Annotated in this window: 18 protein-coding genes and 1 tRNA gene; 1 reads left to right on the top strand and 18 read right to left on the bottom strand. The window is 65.0% G+C overall.

Annotation, left to right across the window (positions count from 1 at the left end; genetic code table 11):
• Window positions 1-40: 40 nt before the first annotated feature.
• From SARO_RS06955 to SARO_RS06935, 5 genes are all read right to left on the bottom strand, one after another.
• Window positions 41-117 (bottom strand) — tRNA-His (locus SARO_RS06955).
• Window positions 118-229: 112 nt separating this feature from the next.
• Window positions 230-1,216, bottom strand: coding sequence for a type II secretion system minor pseudopilin GspK (gspK, locus tag SARO_RS06950; RefSeq protein WP_011445044.1), 987 nt, complete (start codon window positions 1,214-1,216; stop codon window positions 230-232).
• Window positions 1,213-1,809 carry a type II secretion system minor pseudopilin GspJ gene (gene gspJ / locus SARO_RS06945; protein WP_011445043.1) on the bottom strand — a complete coding sequence of 199 codons (597 nt, stop codon included), beginning with the start codon at window positions 1,807-1,809 and terminating at the stop codon, window positions 1,213-1,215. The genes gspK and gspJ overlap by 4 nt, the downstream gene beginning before the upstream one ends.
• Window positions 1,806-2,240: a type II secretion system minor pseudopilin GspI gene (gspI, locus tag SARO_RS06940; protein ID WP_011445042.1), complete on the bottom strand. Its 435-nt coding sequence runs from the start codon at window positions 2,238-2,240 to the stop codon at window positions 1,806-1,808. Before gspI ends, gspJ begins: the two co-directional genes overlap by 4 nt.
• Window positions 2,230-2,697: a GspH/FimT family pseudopilin gene (locus SARO_RS06935; RefSeq protein WP_176929300.1), complete on the bottom strand. Its 468-nt coding sequence runs from the start codon at window positions 2,695-2,697 to the stop codon at window positions 2,230-2,232. Before SARO_RS06935 ends, gspI begins: the two co-directional genes overlap by 11 nt.
• 91 nt (window positions 2,698-2,788) lie before the next feature.
• Between SARO_RS06935 and SARO_RS06930 the strand changes: the two genes are divergently transcribed.
• Window positions 2,789-3,424 (top strand): prolyl hydroxylase family protein, encoded by a 636-nt coding sequence (locus tag SARO_RS06930; protein WP_011445040.1) that lies wholly within the window; start codon window positions 2,789-2,791, stop codon window positions 3,422-3,424.
• Between the two features lie 10 nt (window positions 3,425-3,434).
• On the opposite strand, the gene SARO_RS06925 is transcribed toward SARO_RS06930, so the two are convergent.
• The 13 genes from SARO_RS06925 to rpsB form a co-directional block, all read right to left on the bottom strand.
• Entirely contained in the window at window positions 3,435-3,875 is a 441-nt protein-coding gene (locus SARO_RS06925; RefSeq protein ID WP_011445039.1) for a MarR family winged helix-turn-helix transcriptional regulator, read from the bottom strand.
• Window positions 3,876-4,011: 136 nt separating this feature from the next.
• Window positions 4,012-4,236, bottom strand: a complete 225-nt coding sequence (gene rpmE, locus SARO_RS06920) for a 50S ribosomal protein L31 (protein ID WP_011445038.1) — start codon at window positions 4,234-4,236, stop codon at window positions 4,012-4,014.
• A 100-nt stretch (window positions 4,237-4,336) separates the two neighbouring features.
• Entirely contained in the window at window positions 4,337-4,813 is a 477-nt protein-coding gene (gene fabZ, locus SARO_RS06915; RefSeq protein ID WP_011445037.1) for a 3-hydroxyacyl-ACP dehydratase FabZ, read from the bottom strand.
• Between the two features lie 22 nt (window positions 4,814-4,835).
• A complete protein-coding gene (locus tag SARO_RS06910) occupies window positions 4,836-5,519 on the bottom strand; it encodes an OmpH family outer membrane protein (RefSeq protein ID WP_011445036.1) in 684 nt (227 codons plus the stop codon).
• Window positions 5,519-8,236 (bottom strand): outer membrane protein assembly factor BamA, encoded by a 2,718-nt coding sequence (gene bamA / locus SARO_RS06905; RefSeq protein ID WP_011445035.1) that lies wholly within the window; start codon window positions 8,234-8,236, stop codon window positions 5,519-5,521. Before bamA ends, SARO_RS06910 begins: the two co-directional genes overlap by 1 nt.
• 228 nt (window positions 8,237-8,464) lie before the next feature.
• A complete protein-coding gene (gene rseP, locus SARO_RS06900; protein ID WP_041550810.1) occupies window positions 8,465-9,580 on the bottom strand; it encodes an RIP metalloprotease RseP in 1,116 nt (371 codons plus the stop codon).
• A 19-nt stretch (window positions 9,581-9,599) separates the two neighbouring features.
• Complete coding sequence (locus tag SARO_RS06895; RefSeq protein WP_011445033.1) at window positions 9,600-10,757, bottom strand: 1-deoxy-D-xylulose-5-phosphate reductoisomerase; 1,158 nt, start codon at window positions 10,755-10,757, stop codon at window positions 9,600-9,602.
• A 4-nt stretch (window positions 10,758-10,761) separates the two neighbouring features.
• A complete protein-coding gene (locus SARO_RS06890; RefSeq protein WP_234007414.1) occupies window positions 10,762-11,466 on the bottom strand; it encodes a phosphatidate cytidylyltransferase in 705 nt (234 codons plus the stop codon).
• Between the two features lie 31 nt (window positions 11,467-11,497).
• Window positions 11,498-12,208: a polyprenyl diphosphate synthase gene (uppS, locus tag SARO_RS06885; protein ID WP_011445031.1), complete on the bottom strand. Its 711-nt coding sequence runs from the start codon at window positions 12,206-12,208 to the stop codon at window positions 11,498-11,500.
• A complete protein-coding gene (gene frr / locus SARO_RS06880) occupies window positions 12,205-12,762 on the bottom strand; it encodes a ribosome recycling factor (protein ID WP_011445030.1) in 558 nt (185 codons plus the stop codon). The genes uppS and frr overlap by 4 nt, the downstream gene beginning before the upstream one ends.
• A 1-nt stretch (window position 12,763) precedes the next feature.
• Window positions 12,764-13,498 carry a UMP kinase gene (gene pyrH / locus SARO_RS06875; protein ID WP_011445029.1) on the bottom strand — a complete coding sequence of 245 codons (735 nt, stop codon included), beginning with the start codon at window positions 13,496-13,498 and terminating at the stop codon, window positions 12,764-12,766.
• Window positions 13,499-13,643: 145 nt separating this feature from the next.
• The gene (gene tsf / locus SARO_RS06870; protein ID WP_011445028.1) at window positions 13,644-14,570 is read right to left on the bottom strand and encodes a translation elongation factor Ts; all 927 of its coding nucleotides are present in this window, start codon (window positions 14,568-14,570) and stop codon (window positions 13,644-13,646) included.
• A gap of 125 nt (window positions 14,571-14,695) precedes the next feature.
• The gene (gene rpsB, locus SARO_RS06865) at window positions 14,696-15,451 is read right to left on the bottom strand and encodes a 30S ribosomal protein S2 (RefSeq protein WP_011445027.1); all 756 of its coding nucleotides are present in this window, start codon (window positions 15,449-15,451) and stop codon (window positions 14,696-14,698) included.
• Window positions 15,452-15,490 lie beyond the last annotated feature (39 nt).

Below are 15,490 nucleotides of genomic sequence, written 5' to 3'. Positions count from 1 at the left end.
CCGAATGAACGGCCCAAGCGCTTTGATCTGGAGGAGAAAATGGGGCGACCGATGGGGTTCGAACCCACGACCTCCGGTACCACAAACCGGCGCTCTAACCAACTGAGCTACGGTCGCCACATATCGCGAGCAAGTCTCTGCTGCGCGGGCTGGCCCCTTTGCAGAAAGGCGCGGCAAAGGGAAGCGGAATTTTGCGCGAGGAGCAAGATCGGCGCGATTTGGACGCGCACTAACGGCTGAAACGGTCGCCCCAGGTACGGAAGGCGACTTTTGGAGGGTTGTCGCCGACGTCGATCAACGCCTGCTCCTCGACCACCGCCGAATCGACCGTGACCATCAGCGTCAACAGGAACCAGCGGCTGCGCACCTGCAACTGGTTGAGCGGTACGCCCCCGGCTCCCTCTCCGCCGAAACCGCGCAAGGCTTCGTCACCGCTTGCCCAGCCAAGCGCGGGCCGCCCGGACAGCATGGCGCGGGCGCGATCGACCGGGATGGCCTTGGGCGCGAGCATGGCTAGAAGCGGCGCCTGATCGGGCCGAAGGGTGTTCACGTCGATCGGTGAAAGCTCCGCCGCCGGGAGCGCGCAGAGCCAGGGGCGCAGGCGTTCGTAGAATTGCGGCGTCATTCCCCGCACAGCGCGGATCTCGCTGACGTCGCCAATCAGCCGCCCGGCCGTGCGATAGGGCGTTGCCGTACCCTGGTAGGTCTCGTCCTCCGCACCGTTGGGGGCGGGCCGGTTGTCGGTGTCGATCCAGTCGGCGATCGAATCGCTGATGATCGCACTTTCCGCTTCGGGAATGGCGAGGCCGGTCATGAGCGCGCGCATCTGGTTGAGGCCGACGAGCCGCAGCTCAAGAACGCCTTGCGCATCGGCCTCGACCAGCGAGTTCAGGTTGAAGCAGTTACCCGCGTCCTCCACCCGCGCCATCGCCGTACCGCGCGGCAGAGGCAGCGGGAAGTCGCGGCCAAGCAGCCCTTGCCGGTCCACCGTCCGCTCCTGCGAGCTGTCGACCATCCCCTTGATCTGCGCCATCGCGAGCGTTTCGGCGCTTGTCGCGTAAAGCCGCGCCTGAGTCATCGCCTGACCGTTGCCCGCAAGCCGCGCAGCAAGGTTGAGCCGGTCGAGCATAACCGCCGCGATCACCGCCATGACCGCAACCAGCAGCAACACGGACAGCAGTGCCGCACCGCGCTCCTTCGGGTCCCCTGCGCTCACTGGTAGTTCACCCCGACCAGAGACACGATGCGCAGCGGCGGCACCCCGGCCTGGGGCAGGAGCAGTTCGACCGCCACCGGAAGCTCGGTCTGGAGCTGGGGTTCCCACCGGTCGCGCCAATTGCCGTCCTTCGTGCGGAACCGCACCGTCGGGGGCCCGGTGATCGGCAGGACTTCGGCCGGAGGTTCGGGCGATGCGCCATCGGGAAAGGGGTAGCCGGAGCGCACGAGTGCCTTGGCAGTCAGGCGGTACTCGACTTTCTGCAGGCCGGGACGCGGGGCGCCGTCAAGATTGTCCCAGCCGCTGCGGGTCAGGCGGATGACCACGCCGTCCGTCCCTGCCTCGAATGCGGGATGGGGGGCGCCGGACTGGTCGCGCGATGGGCGTGGAACGGCCTGCGCCAGGTCCGCCGTCCACACCGAGAGGAACCGGCGCTGCGCCGCGATGGTTTCGGTCCGGGCGCGGCTTGCCAGCTCCGCATCGACCGAAAAGCGCAGCAGTCCGAGCGCGCCAACCGCGATGACCGCGAAAAGCGCCAGCGCGATCAGCATCTCGACAAGCGTAAAGCCGTTGCGGACGGGCGTTTCGCTCATGCCGCGGGGAGCCGGGTGAAATCGAGCGAAAAGGCCTGGCTCTGCGCACCCGGCGTCGTCTCGCGGACGGAAAGGGTGATCCCCAGAACGCCGAAGTCAGCCCGTCGCGCAACGGTGCGCGTCCACTGGAAGCGGCGGCCGGCATTCTCGATGGTCCCGCTGGCCGAGCCGACCGGCGGCGGGGCGGGATCGCTCAGGATCTCGGCCGCCATGTTCTGTGCGACGATCTCGCGCAGCAGGCGCTGGTCGAGGTCCGCGGTTCGCGCAATGCTGGCGCCCTCCATCTGGAGCAGCGCCAGGGCTGCGATGGCAAAGACCGCGAGCGCGACCAGAAGCTCGAGCAGGGTGAAGCCGTTGGCGTGGGCGCGGATCGGGGCCCGGATCGGGGCGCGGATCGGAGCGCGGATCGGGGGCCTGTTGTCAGCCGGCATCGACAGTCACCTTGCCATCACGGCGGACATGTACGACGAGCACTTGCCCGCCCCGGTCCAGCCGCACCGCTGCCTCGCTGCTGGCCAGGCCCAGCGAATCGAACACCAGCCGCTGACGAACCGCATCGGCGCGGGTGCCCTCGTCCCAGCCTGTCAGGTCGAAACCGCGACCGGGCAGTGGTTGCCACTGGCCCTCCATTCGCCGCTCGAAATAGTAACCGCGCTCGCTGACCACGAGCGCAACCGGACGCGCGCCGACGATCGCCTCGTCCCGCGCAGCCAGCGTGCGCGCGGCAAAGCGTTCCGCCTCGTTGCGCAGCTTGCGTTCGTCTCCGGGCATGGTCAGCACCGCGACTGTCGCGAGCAGCCCCATGACAAGAAGGACCACCAGCATCTCGACCAGCGAGAAGCCGTTTGCAGCCGGTCGGGTTGGGGTCTCGCAGGTGGGCACGGTCACTCGCATGCGGCAGAAACGTGACGGTTTTACGACCAATCCCGTCGGGGCTTCAAGTTGCGGTCGCCGGGTCCGGTGTGGCAGGAGGAAGGCCATGACGCAATCGAGCAGCGAATCCTGCGCCGGACGGCTTCTGGCGGCACCCGGAATGATGAGGGTTCCCTCGCCCCGGCTGGAGATGTTCGTGGTGCGCGATTTCCTCTCGCAGGCCGAATGCAACGGGCTGATCGCCCGCATAGAACGGGATCGCAGGCCCTCGACCATTGCCGATGCCAATGGCGACCACTACTTCCGCACCAGCGAGACCTGCGACCTGCCGATGGATGACCCGGAAATCGTCGCTCTCGACGAGAAGCTCTGCGCGCTGTCGGGAATCGGGCGCCCGTTCGGCGAACCGATCCAGGGGCAGCGCTATGAATCAGGGCAGGAGTTCAAGGCCCACACCGACTATTTCGACCCGCACGGTGCGGACTTCCAGCGCTTCTGCAGCGTTGCCGGCCAGCGCACGTGGACCTTCATGGTCTACCTGAACGACGTGGAAGCCGGCGGAGCCACGCGGTTCAAGGTAATCGACAAGACGATCCAGCCCGAACGCGGCAAGCTGGTGTGCTGGAACAATCGCCGCCCTGACGGAACGGTCAACCCATGCACGCTCCATCACGCGATGAAGGTGCGCAAAGGCCTGAAGTACGTCATCACCAAGTGGTACCGCGAAAAGCCCTGGGGCTGACGGCGTACCTTCAGGCGTCGACCTCGGCATCGCGCACGGCGCGGATCGTCGGCAGACAGCGGAACAGCGTGTCGACGTCGCCCTTGCCGAGCAGCTCGGTGAAACGCGCCTCGTGCGCTTCGATGCGCGCCGTCGCATCGCGCGCAATTCCGCGCCCCTGATCGGTCAGGGTCAAGGCATGGCTGCGCCCGTCGAGCCGCCGACGCTCGACCAGCCCGCGATCCATCAGGCGCGAAATGATCGGCACCATGTTTGCCCGCTTGATCGCCAGCACCTGCCCCACCTCGGTCTGCGAACATTCGGGGTTTTCGGAAATGACGAGCAACGTGGTCACTTCGGCCGGGCGCAGGTCAAGGTCGGCCAGCTCCCGCGCGAGGTCGGCCATCATCACGGCGGAAGCCCGGCGCAATTGATACCCGAGCCGGCCTTCGAGAGTGTTGGTCAAGGTCATGTGTGTTCTTTAGGACAGCTATCGCTGATAGCAATGGGCTGTGTTGCCACTGGCGGCCGATCGCTGGCCCCGCTTGCCCAAAAAGAAAAGGGCGGCCCGAGCCGCCCTTCCCTGCATTCGGTGCTTTCGCCCGCGCTCAGCGCTTGAGCGAAAGGCCGCCGAAGCGCTTGTTGAACTGGGCAACACGGCCACCCTGGTCAAGCTGGCGCGTACCGCCGGTCCATGCCGGGTGCGAAGTCGGGTCGATTTCGAGAGCGAGCGTTTCGCCTTCCTTGCCCCAGGTGGAGCGCGTCTCGAAAACGGTGCCGTCGGTCATCTGCACCTTGATCATGTGGTAGTCGGGGTGAATGCCAGTCTTCATGGGTCTTGCTCCGGTGCGCAGCCGGTTCCGACCGGCCGCTAGAATCTGTAAGGGCGCGCGCCTAGCGGAAAGCCGCGCGGATGTCCAGCGCGTGCGGTCCTCAGCTATCCGCGATCATCGCGGTAAAGTTGACCTCGCAGGTCACCTTGTCGCCGATCATCGCCTTGCCGGAAAACTTGCAGACGCGCGAGCGCTTCTGGGTGAACTCGACGTGCAGGTCGAGCAGCACGCCCGGTTCCACGGGATTGCGGAACTTCGCGTCCTCGATCGCCATGAAGTAGACGAGCTTGCCCGAACCGGCGAGGCCAAGCGATTCCACGGCGAGAACGCCGGCGGCCTGCGCCAGCGCCTCGATCTGGAGAACGCCCGGCATGATCGGACGGCCGGGGAAATGGCCCTGGAAGAACTGCTCGTTCATCGACACGGCCTTCACCGCATGGATGCGCTCGTTCAGCGTCAGCGACGCCACGCGATCGACCAGCAGCAGGGGATAGCGGTGCGGAAGCGCCGCCATTACCTTGCGCACGTCGTAGTCGAGGATCACGCCGTCGGTCGCGGCGCCCTGTTCTTCGCTCATTTCCCCTGCCCCCGCGATTGCCTTAGCGGCCTTCCGGCTGCTTCTTGGCGGGCTGGGCGCCGGCGGGCTGCTGCTGCTGAGCGGCCTGAGCCTGTTGCTCACGCTGCGCACGCGGCATCCAGCCGGCAGGCGGCACGAGCTGCGCCGACGGGATCAACGCGTTCAGCTCGGTCAGGATGTCCTGGTTGAGGTTGTAGGCCTGGCCCGCCTTGATGACCGACTGCGAGTCGAGCACCAGCGTTACCTTCTTCTTGTCCATCGCGGCCTGGGTCGCAGCGTCGAGCTTGTCGCCGATCTGCTCGAGCACGTACTGCTGCGAGAGGTTCAGCGGCTCGAGGATCTTCTGGATCTCGGCCTGACCGGCCTGTTCGATCTGCTGGATCTGCTCGTACTGCGCCTGCAGGGCGGCACGGTTCGGGTTGGCAGCCTTCGAATCAGCCTGCAGCTTGTCGATCAGCGGCTTGAGCTGCGCTTCGATCTGGGCCTTGCGTGCATTGGCTTGGTCGATCTGTGGCTTGTAGGTAACCGGGCGCTGCTGCTGCGCGGTCTGGTAGGCGGCCGAAGCAGCGACGACGGCCGGCGGGTTGGCAATGGCGATACCGGCGGCAACGGCCGGACCTGCGGGTGCATCCTTGGCGGCAAGAGCCGGGGTGGCGACAGCAACGGCAATACCCGCGAGAAGCGCGGAAGCGATACGGGTCTTCATCAGAACTGGGTTCCCACGTTGAAGGTGAAAGTCTTGGGGTCGTCGCCGTTGGCCTTCTTGAGGACCTTGGCGAAGTCGAGACGGAACGGGCCGAATGGCGAGTTCCAGTTGACGCCGATACCGACGGAAACACGCGGCGATGGCGTGTCACCCACGTATTCCTCCACATAGGCCGGAATGGCCGTGTAGACGGTGTTGGCCGTGTTGTCGGGTGCCGTTGGGCTGGTGACGATCGTCGTCGTCCCCTGGTAGGTCTGACGGTAGAGCGTAACCGCCGAGTTCACGTTCTGGGTCTGCGGACGATTGACGCCCCAGACTGCACCGGCGTCGAGGTAGATCGATGGACGCAGGCCAAGTTCGCGCGCGCCGGAACCCAGCGGAATCTCCAGTTCTGCACGGCTCAGGTAGTAGTACTTGCCGCCCAGCGCGTCATCGACCCACTGGTTGCGGTCGGTCGAAGGCGTGTCCACCGTCCCGTCACCGTTGGTATCGACGAGATACTTGCGGAGCACGCGCGGCCCGACGCCGCGGATGTCGAAGCCGCGGATCTGCGGCTCGCCAAGGAAGAAGCGGTCGGTCAGGCGCACGTCGTCGATGCTTGGATCATCCGAACGGCTGCCCAGCGCCTTGATGATCCCGCCCTCGCCGCGAACCGAGAAGATGAAGCCGCTGCCGAGCGGGAAGAACCGGGCCGCGTTCGCGGTGAGGCGTGCGTACTTCACCGAACCGCCGAGTCCGGCAATGTCGCCGCCGATCACGAACTGCGAGCCCCTGCTCGGGCGCAGGCGGTTATCCAGCGTATCGTAGACCACCGAGGCGCCAATGATCGAGCTGGTGCGCTTGCCGATGGCATCGCACAGGTATCGACCGGCCAGGAGCGGTTCGCAGGTCTGCACGCCGTCGCCGTTGAGGTCGGCGTAGAACTGGCTCTTCGACAGCGTCACGTCGTCGAGGTTGAAGGTGTAGCGACCGATCAGCGACATGTATTCGGTCAGCGGCACGCCGGCGCGGATCTGGAAGCCGGTCGTCGCCTGCTTGTAGGTCGTGTTGCGGTCGGAGTTGAAGTAGTTGAAGCTGTTGAGGTCGCGGCGGTAGACGTCGACGCCCAGCGAGATGTTCTTGTCGAACAGGTAGGGCTCGGTGAAGCTTACCTGGACCGAACGCGTATAACGCGAATAGTCGACCGACAGGCCGATCGTCTGGCCACGACCGCGGAAGTTGTTCTGGCGGATAGAGCCCTGGAAGATGAAGCTCTCGAGGCTCGAGAAGCCGGCCGAAAGCTGGAGTTCGCCGGTGGGCCGTTCCTCAACGTTGGCTTCGAGGATGATGCGGTCCGGAGCGCTGCCCGGCTTCTGCTCGATCTCGAACTTCTCCTGGAAGTAGCCGAGCGACTTGATGCGGTTGGTCGAGCGCTTGATCTGGAAGGTGTTGAAGGCATCGCCTTCGGCCAGACGGAACTCGCGGCGGACGACCTTGTCCTGGGTCAGCGTGTTGCCGTTGACGTCGACACGCTCGACATAGACGCGTGGCGCTTCCGCGATGCGGAAGTTGACCGACATCGTCAGGTCGTCCTTGTTGCGCGAGAAGTCGGGCCGCACGTCGGCAAAGGCATAGCCGAACGCGCCCGCCGTCTCGGTGAGTGCGTCGACCTGGTCCTCGACCATCTTTGCGTTGTACCAGTCGCCCGCCTTCATCGGCAGGCGCTTGGCCAGCGCTTCGCTGTCGAAGTCGCGAATCTGGCTGTCGACCTTCACGTCGCCGAATTTGTAGCGTTCGCCTTCCTCGACCACATAGGTGATGATGAAGTCGCGCTTGTCGGGCGTGAGTTCGGCCACGGCCGAGACGACACGAAAATCGGCATAGCCTTCGGTCAGGTAGAACTGACGCAGCTTCTGCTGGTCGAAAGCGAGGCGGTCCGGGTCGTAGCTGGTACCGCTGGAGAACAGCCGGAAGAAGCGCGCCTGCTTGGTCACCATCTCGCCGCGAAGCTCGCTGTCGGAGAACTTCTCGTTGCCGATGATGTTGATCTGGCGAACCTTGGACTTCGGCCCCTCGCTGATCTCGAACACGATGTCGACGCGATTCTGGTCGAGCATGACCATCTTGGGCTCGACCGTCGCGGCGAAGCGCCCCTGGCGCTTGTACAACTCGATGATGCGCGCAACGTCTGCGCGGACCTTCGAACGCGTGAAGATCTGGCGCGCCGCGAGCTTGATCTCGGGCAGGATCTTGTCTTCCTTGAGGCGCTTGTTGCCTTCAAGGATGATGCGGTTGATGACCGGGTTTTCCTTGACCTGCACGACAACGTCGCCGCTGTTGTTGCGGATCGAGACGTCGGCGAAAAGCTCGGTCGCGTAGAGATCCTTCAGCGCCTGGTCGGCGGCAGCCTGAGAATAGGCCTGGCCCGGACGCAGACGGATATAGGACAGGATGGTATCCGGCTCGAGACGCTGCGATCCCTGCACGGTGACCGACTTGATGATCTGCTCGGCGGGAGTGCCTTCGGGTGCGGCAGGACCCGGCTCGACAGCGCGCGCTTCGGGCGGAGCCACGGGCGGCTCGCCCCGCATGCCGCCCGGCGGCGGTGCGCCACGCGGCGGAGGACCGCCTGCCTGGGCCATCGCCAGGGAAGGAACCACGGCCAACGCGGTTGTCGCCAGCAGGAACGCGCCCAGGCCCGGAGCCTGCAAGTTACGTACCGCGTTACGTCCGATCATCACCAAGCGCCATCCCGTATATAGTGGCGGCTGGACGCCCCCGAGGAGTGTCCGACCGCGGCAAGCAGTGCTGCCATGTGCCCGATGGTACAAGGCCAATCAAGCAAACATTGCCCCGCATTTCTGTGGAAAGACATTCTGTGGATGCCCGGCCCCGTCCCCAGCCGGCTCAGCCTGCGCCCACCGCACCGGGCGCGCAGAATTCGAAAACGTACCCTCCAACCGACCTTAGCCCCCGAAGATCTTCAGGGATGCCACGTCGTTGATCGTGACAAACAGCATCAGCGCCATGACGAAGGCCAGGCCCGTGCGGAACGCCCATTCCTGCCCGCGCTGGCCCACCGGCTTCCTGCGGATCGCTTCAGCCGCGTAGAAAGCAAGGTGACCTCCGTCGAGGACAGGAATTGGCAGCAGGTTAATGAACCCCAAGTTAATCGAGATCAACGCGACAAAACCGACGAAAGCCTGCCATCCCGAAACGAGTTGTTCGCCGGAATACTTGGCGATCTTGATCGGGCCGCCCAGTTCCTTGACCTCGCGCTTGCCGGTGATGATCTGGCCGATGCCGTTGACCATCATGCGGATGATCCCGCCCGTCTGCATCACGCCCTCGGCAAGTGCTTCCACCGGACCTACGCGCACGATCTCGTAAGACTTCGGGCCGATACCGAGGAACCCGATCTTCTGGGTGTTGCCGAACCGGTCGCTCTCCATCTTGACCGCGGCGCTTGCGGCGATCTCGACCTGGCGGCCGTCGCGCAGCACGACGAGGTCCAGTGGCTCACCCGGATTCTGGCCCACTTCGAGCCGCACGTCGAGGAACGAATCCACGGCCTTGCCGCGGATCGACACGATCCTGTCGCCGAGTTCCACGCCCGCGCGATCCGCTGCCGAACCGCCCTGGATCTCGCCCACAACGGGCGGGACCACGACCTTGCCGTAGCCAAGGGTGAAGCCTGCAAGGATGAGAACCGCGAACAGGAGATTGGTGACCGGTCCCGCCAGCACGATCAGCGAGCGTTGCCACAGGGGCTTCGCCGGAAACGTGCGATTGCGCTCCTCGGCGGGCAGCGAGAGCCATTCAGGGCTTGGCTGGCTGGCCGGGTTCATGTCGCCCGCGAACTGCACATATCCGCCCAGCGGCAGCGCGGAGAGCTTCCAGCGCGTGCCGCGCTTGTCGGTCCAGCCCGCGATCTCCTTGCCGAAGCCGATGGAGAATACATCCGCCTTCACGCCGAACCAGCGACCGACAAGATAATGCCCGAACTCATGAATGAAGACGAGCGGCCCCAGCACGAGCACGAAAGCCAGCAAGGTCGTGAGGATTCCGGGGCTTTCCATCATCTGCATCGCAAAGCACTCGTCAACGCACCGGCTCCATCAGTTCGAGCGCCCGCGCCCGCGCCTCTGCATCGACCGCGATAACCTCGGCCAGACTGCGCGGGGCAGGCGCAAGACCGTGCGCAAGCACGTCCTCGCAACATTGCACGATCCGGGTGAACCCAATCTGACCGCCAAGGAACGCCGCAACCGCCATTTCGTTCGCCGCGTTCAGCACGGCTGGCGCCGCACCGCCCGCAATCACGGCTTCGCGTGCCAGCCGCGTCGCGGGAAACCGCTGCTCGTCCGGTGCACGGAAGGTCAGCTGCCCAATGGTCGCAAGATCAAGCGGATCGCAAGGCGTGTCCATCCGGGCCGGCCAGGCAAGCGCCGACGCGATCGGCACGCGCATGTCCGAAGGCCCGAGTTGCGCCAGCGTCGAACCATCGCGGTATTCGACCATGGAATGCACGATGGACTGGGGATGCACGATGATGCGCAGCCGTTCCACGCCGACGGGGAACAGGTGGAAGGCCTCGATGAACTCGAGCCCCTTGTTCATCATCGTTGCGGAATCGACGCTGATCTTCGCGCCCATCGACCAGTTCGGATGCCTGACCGCCTCGGCGGGCGTGGCGCGCTGCAACTGCTCGGTCGTCCAGTCGCGGAACGGACCGCCGCTTGCCGTGAGCGTGATCGCGCGAACGTGGGCGATGTCGTTACCCTGTAGGCACTGGAAGATCGCGTTGTGTTCCGAATCGACCGGCAGCAGCGTGGCGCCGTGGCGCTCCACCGCCGCCATCATGACGTCGCCAGCGGAAACCAGCGCTTCCTTGTTGGCCAGCGCGATGATCCCGCCGCGCTCGATGGCTGCCATGGTCGGCGCGAGCCCGGCGCATCCGACGATCGCGGCGACAGTCACTTCCGCACCAAGCGCAGCCGCATCGATCAACGCGCCTGGTCCAGCCGCCGCCTCGATGCCCGATCCAGCCAGCGCATCCCGCAAGGCCGCCAGCGCGCTCTCGTCGGCAACAACCGCGACCTCAGCCCCGAACTCGCGGGCGAGCGCGGCCAGTTCGCGCGCATTACCGTTCGCGGTCAGCGCCACTACGCGCCACTTGTCGCGCTCGCGCCGGATCAGGTCCAGCGTCGAGGCTCCGATCGATCCGGTCGCGCCAAGGACGGAAATCGTTCGCGTCATCGGCTTACAGTCCAGCCTGCGTGGCGGCCCATGACGTCCCGACAATGATCGCAACCGGGAGCAATCCGTCAACGCGGTCGAACAGGCCTCCGTGGCCAGGTATCAGGCGCGAGGAGTCCTTCACGCCAGCCCGGCGCTTGAGCCAGGATTCGAAGAAGTCGCCCACTTGCGCGAAAACCGCCAGCACCGCCCCGGCGATTGCGGCAACGCCCACGTTTGCCACCTCAATCGCGGCGCCAAGACTTGGCCCGGTTGGCCCGATGGCGGAAAGCAGGTAGCCCGCCGTCAGCACTACGACCGCCGCCCAGACGCCAGCCGCCGCCATGCCGCCGGCCAGCCCGGACCATGTCTTCGAAGGACTGATCCTAGGAGCGATCTTCGGGCCGCCGATTGCACGACCGGTGAAGTAGGCCCCGGTATCGGTGCAGATCACAAGGCCCATCGTCGCGATCAGCAGCGCTTCGGGCATCACGACCAGAGCCAGCGCACCCCAGCCGATGTAGATTGCGCCGGAAATGACCATCGATGCGAGTCGCGCCGGGTTCTCGGCAAACTTGCTTGCCAGCCGCACATATTCGACGAAGACGCCAAACGCCACGACAGCCACGAAAAGGTCCAGCACCACGCCACCGAACCAAAGCGCGGTTCCGGCGATCGCCAGCATGATCACGGCAGAAACGATGCGGACGGGCAGGTCCGATTTCTTCACGGGAGCGGGTCCCGGCGGTGTCAGGGTCGGCTCAACGTCCACCGAAGCGCCTCTCTCGCGATGTGAACTGGTCAAGCGCGTCGCGCAGGTGGGCCGCAGTGAAATCGGGCCAGAGCACGTCTGTAAACCACATTTCGGCATAGGCCGCCTGCCACAGCAGGAAGTTCGACAGGCGGATCTCTCCCGAGGTCCGGATCAGCAGGTCCAGAGGCGGCAGGCAGGCCGTATCGAGTTCGGCCTCGATCGCCTCGGGCGTGATCGCACCCTTCTCGGCCGCGCGAGCGGCGGCACGGGCGATTTCCTGCTGCGACCCATAATTGAGCGCAATGGCCAGGGTCGTGCCCGTATTGCCCGCCGTACGCGCCATGGCATCCTCGATCATCTGGACAATATCAGGGGCAAGTGCCTGATAATCACCGATGATGCGTAGCCGAGTATTGTTCGCGACGAACTCGTCCAGATCATTGCGGATGAAGGTGCGCAAGAGCCCCATCAGGTCCGCGATCTCGTCGGCGGGCCGCTTCCAGTTCTCCGACGAGAAGGCGTAGAGCGTGAGCGCCTCGAGCCCCATGTCGCGGGCAGCGCGGGCAATCTCGCGCACAGTATCGACCCCGCGCTTGTGCCCGAAGGCCCGCGGCATCATGCGCTTCTTCGCCCAGCGACCATTGCCATCCATGATGATGGCAACATGCCGCGCGCCATGCGGCGCGGTGCCGCCGGTCGAGGCGGGGACTGCGGTCACTTGCCGAGGATTTCCTTCTCCTTGGCCGCGGCAGCTTCGTCCGCCTGCTTGATGATATCGTCGGTCAGCTTCTGCAGATCGGTCTCGGCGCGCTTGCGCTCGTCTTCCGAGATTTCCTTCTTGCTCTCGTCCGCCTTCAGCGCGTCCATGCCATCACGACGCACGTTGCGGATCGCGATACGGGCGTTTTCGGCATACTTGCTGGCAAGCTTGGCCAGTTCCTTGCGGCGCTCTTCGGTAAGGTCGGGGATAGGCAGGCGCAGCGTATTGCCGTCGCTGATCGGGTTGAGCCCGAGGCCCGCAGAGCGGATCGCCTTTTCAACTGGGGTCACATTCGACTTGTCCCACACCTGCACCGAAAGCAGACGCGGCTCGGGAGCAGAGACGGTCGCCACCTGGGCCAGCGGCATGTGGCTGCCGTAGACTTCGACCACGATCGGATCGAGCAGCGCAGTGTTGGCGCGGCCGGTGCGCAGGCCCGAAAGATCGCCCCTCAGCGATTCCACGGCGCCCTTCATGCGGCGCTCGAGGTCCGCCTTGTCATACTTGGCCATGTCAGGCTTCCTTCTTCACGGTGGTCTGCGTCCCCTCACCCGCAAGTACGCGGGCCAGATTGCCCCGTTCGCGGATCGAGAAGACGACGATGGGAATGTTGTTGTCACGGCACAGCGCAACTGCGCTGGCATCCATGACCTTCAGATTGTCGGCCAGGACAGTGTCGTAATCGACTGTTTCGTAACGCTTTGCCGCCGGGTCCTTCTTGGGGTCGGCATTGTACACCCCGTCGACGCTGGTGCCCTTGAGCAGCGCGTCGCACTTCATCTCGGCGGCGCGCAGCGCGGCACCGGAATCGGTGGTGAAATAGGGAGCGCCGACGCCCGCGGCGAAGATCACGATGCGTCCCTTCTCGAGGTGACGCTCTGCACGGCGGCGGATTACCGGCTCGCAGACCTTGTCCATCTCGATCGCGGACTGGACCCGCGTCGGGACGCCAAGCTGCTCGAGAGCGGATTGCATCGCCAGCGCATTCATGACCGTGGCAAGCATGCCCATGTAGTCGGCCTGAGCACGGTCCATGCCCTTTGCCGCACCCGCCATGCCGCGAAAGATGTTGCCGCCGCCGATGACGAGGCAGATTTCCAGCCCGCTATCGCGCGCATCCTTAACTTCCTGGGCCACCCGCGCGACGTAGTCGGTGTCTATCCCGAACTGCTGTTCCCCCATCAGCACTTCGCCCGAAAGCTTCAGGAGGATGCGCCTGTAACCGGGAACGCAGGAAGGGAGGCTCATGGGAAGAACGTACTCGTGACCGAAGGGAATTGGCCGCCCTTATACCCCTGTAAGGGGCGGTGCCAAGGGCGCAGACGTAACTATCCCCGCACCGACGGGCCGGCGCAGCGCCAGCCCGCCCGTGCGGGGATCGTTGATTTCAGACTTACTTGATGCCGGCGGCAGCAGCCACTTCGGCAGCGAAGTCGGTCTCTTCCTTCTCGATGCCTTCACCGAGCTGGAAGCGGACATAGTCCTTGAGTACGATCTTCGCACCGGCTTCCTTGCCGGCGGCGTCGACGACCTGCTGAATGGTCGACTTGTTGTCCATCACGAAGATCTGCGAAAGCAGCGCGTTTTCCTTGGCGTACTTGGCGACGGCGCCGTCAACCATCTTCGCCTGGACTTCGGCAGGCTTGCCGCTCTCTGCCGCCTTCTCGGCCGCGATCTTGCGCTCGCGGGCGATCAGTTCGGCGTCGAGGTCGTCCGCGGTCAGCGCCAGCGGGAAGGCAGCAGCGATGTGCATCGCGATCTGCTTGCCGAGCGCCTCGAGCTTGTCAGCCGCGGCTTCCGATTCGAGCGCGACGAGCACGCCGATCTTGCCGAGGTTGGTGGCGGCGGCGTTGTGCATGTAGGGCACCACGATACCGTTCGAGACGGCGACGTGCTTGATGCGACGCAGCTGCTGGTTTTCGCCGATGGTGGCGACGTTGTTGGTCAGCTTGTCGGCAACCGTGCCGCCGTCCGGATAGGCGGCAGCCTTCAGTGCCTCGACATCGGCGGCAGCGGTGTTCAGCGCAACTTCGGTCGCCTTGCGCACGAAATCCTGGAACTGGTCGTTCTTGGCAACGAAGTCGGTTTCCGAGTTCACTTCGAGCGCGACGCCCTTGGTGCCCGAGACGGCGACGCCGACGAGGCCCTCGGCGGCGGTGCGGCTCGACTTCTTGGCGGCGGCGGCAAGACCCTTGGCGCGCAGCGCGTCAACGGCGGCTTCGAAATCGCCACCGCTTTCGTCGAGGGCCTTCTTGCAGTCCATCATGCCGGCGCCAGTGCGCTCGCGCAGGTTCTTCACGTCAGCGGCGGTGTAGGCCATTGCGTTGATCCTTTATTCTTGAAAACGGGGAAGGCCGCAGCATTGCCGCGGCCCGTAAATCGCATCCGGGACAATTCGGTGACGGCCCTGCCCTTTTGACCAGGGCCGTCACGCGATGATCCGGATCAGACTTCCGCAGCTTCTTCAGCAAGCGGCTCGGCCATGGCGCCGAGGTCCGCACCCGAAGCAAGAGCGGCGTCGCGGCCACCCTTGGTAGCCGCAGCAGCAACGGCTTCGCAGTAGAGGCGGATCGCGCGGCTGGCGTCGTCGTTCGCCGGGATCGGGAACGCGATGCCTTCGGGCGAGACGTTCGAGTCGAGGATTGCGACGACCGGGATGCCGAGGACGTTGGCTTCCTTGATCGCCAGCTCTTCCTTGTTGGCGTCGATCACGAACATCACGTCGGGGATGCCGCCCATGTCGCGGATGCCGCCGAGCGAAAGCTCGAACTTGTCACGCTCGCGCGTGAGCTGGAGGACTTCCTTCTTGGTGAGGCCCGCGGTGTCACCTGCGAGCTGCTCTTCCAGCGCCTTGAAACGCTTGATCGAACCCGAGATGGTCTTCCAGTTGGTGAGCATGCCGCCCAGCCAGCGGTGGTTGACATAGTGCTGGCCCGAAGCGCGCGCAGCCTGGGCGATCGGCTCCTGCGCCTGGCGCTTGGTGCCGACGAACAGGACCTTGCCGCCAGCCTGGACGGTGGCCGAGATGAACTCGAGCGCGCGCGCCATGAGCGGAACGGTCTGCGACAGGTCGAGGATGTGGATGCCGTTGCGGGCGCCGAAGATGTACGGCTTCATGCGCGGGTTCCAGCGGTGGGTCTGGTGGCCGAAGTGCGCGCCGGCTTCGATAAGCTGATGCATCGTGACGACAGGAGCCGCCATAGGTATTTCCTTTCCGGTTTCGCCTCCGGGAAGCTGGAA

It is taken from the genome of Novosphingobium aromaticivorans DSM 12444, from assembly GCF_000013325.1.
Lineage (GTDB): Bacteria > Pseudomonadota > Alphaproteobacteria > Sphingomonadales > Sphingomonadaceae > Novosphingobium > Novosphingobium aromaticivorans.
The sequence above is the reverse complement of the archived record's forward strand: the minus strand, read 5'-3'. Positions and strand labels throughout refer to the sequence as shown.

Bases quoted from the DNA above. Each gene is read 5' to 3' on its own strand.
- gspJ (WP_011445043.1), bottom strand. From the start codon at position 1,809: ATGAGCGAAACGCCCGTCCGCAACGGCTTTACGCTTGTCGAGATGCTG.
- gspI (WP_011445042.1), bottom strand. From the start codon at position 2,240: ATGCCGGCTGACAACAGGCCCCCGATCCGCGCTCCGATCCGCGCCCCG.
- SARO_RS06930 (WP_011445040.1), top strand. From the start codon at position 2,789: ATGACGCAATCGAGCAGCGAATCCTGCGCCGGACGGCTTCTGGCGGCA.
- SARO_RS06925 (WP_011445039.1), bottom strand. From the start codon at position 3,875: ATGACCTTGACCAACACTCTCGAAGGCCGGCTCGGGTATCAATTGCGC.
- rpmE (WP_011445038.1), bottom strand. From the start codon at position 4,236: ATGAAGACTGGCATTCACCCCGACTACCACATGATCAAGGTGCAGATG.
- fabZ (WP_011445037.1), bottom strand. From the start codon at position 4,813: ATGAGCGAAGAACAGGGCGCCGCGACCGACGGCGTGATCCTCGACTAC.
- SARO_RS06910 (WP_011445036.1), bottom strand. From the start codon at position 5,519: ATGAAGACCCGTATCGCTTCCGCGCTTCTCGCGGGTATTGCCGTTGCT.
- bamA (WP_011445035.1), bottom strand. From the start codon at position 8,236: ATGATCGGACGTAACGCGGTACGTAACTTGCAGGCTCCGGGCCTGGGC.
- rseP (WP_041550810.1), bottom strand. From the start codon at position 9,580: ATGATGGAAAGCCCCGGAATCCTCACGACCTTGCTGGCTTTCGTGCTC.
- SARO_RS06895 (WP_011445033.1), bottom strand. From the start codon at position 10,757: ATGACGCGAACGATTTCCGTCCTTGGCGCGACCGGATCGATCGGAGCC.
- frr (WP_011445030.1), bottom strand. From the start codon at position 12,762: ATGGCCAAGTATGACAAGGCGGACCTCGAGCGCCGCATGAAGGGCGCC.
- pyrH (WP_011445029.1), bottom strand. From the start codon at position 13,498: ATGAGCCTCCCTTCCTGCGTTCCCGGTTACAGGCGCATCCTCCTGAAG.
- tsf (WP_011445028.1), bottom strand. From the start codon at position 14,570: ATGGCCTACACCGCCGCTGACGTGAAGAACCTGCGCGAGCGCACTGGC.
- rpsB (WP_011445027.1), bottom strand. From the start codon at position 15,451: ATGGCGGCTCCTGTCGTCACGATGCATCAGCTTATCGAAGCCGGCGCG.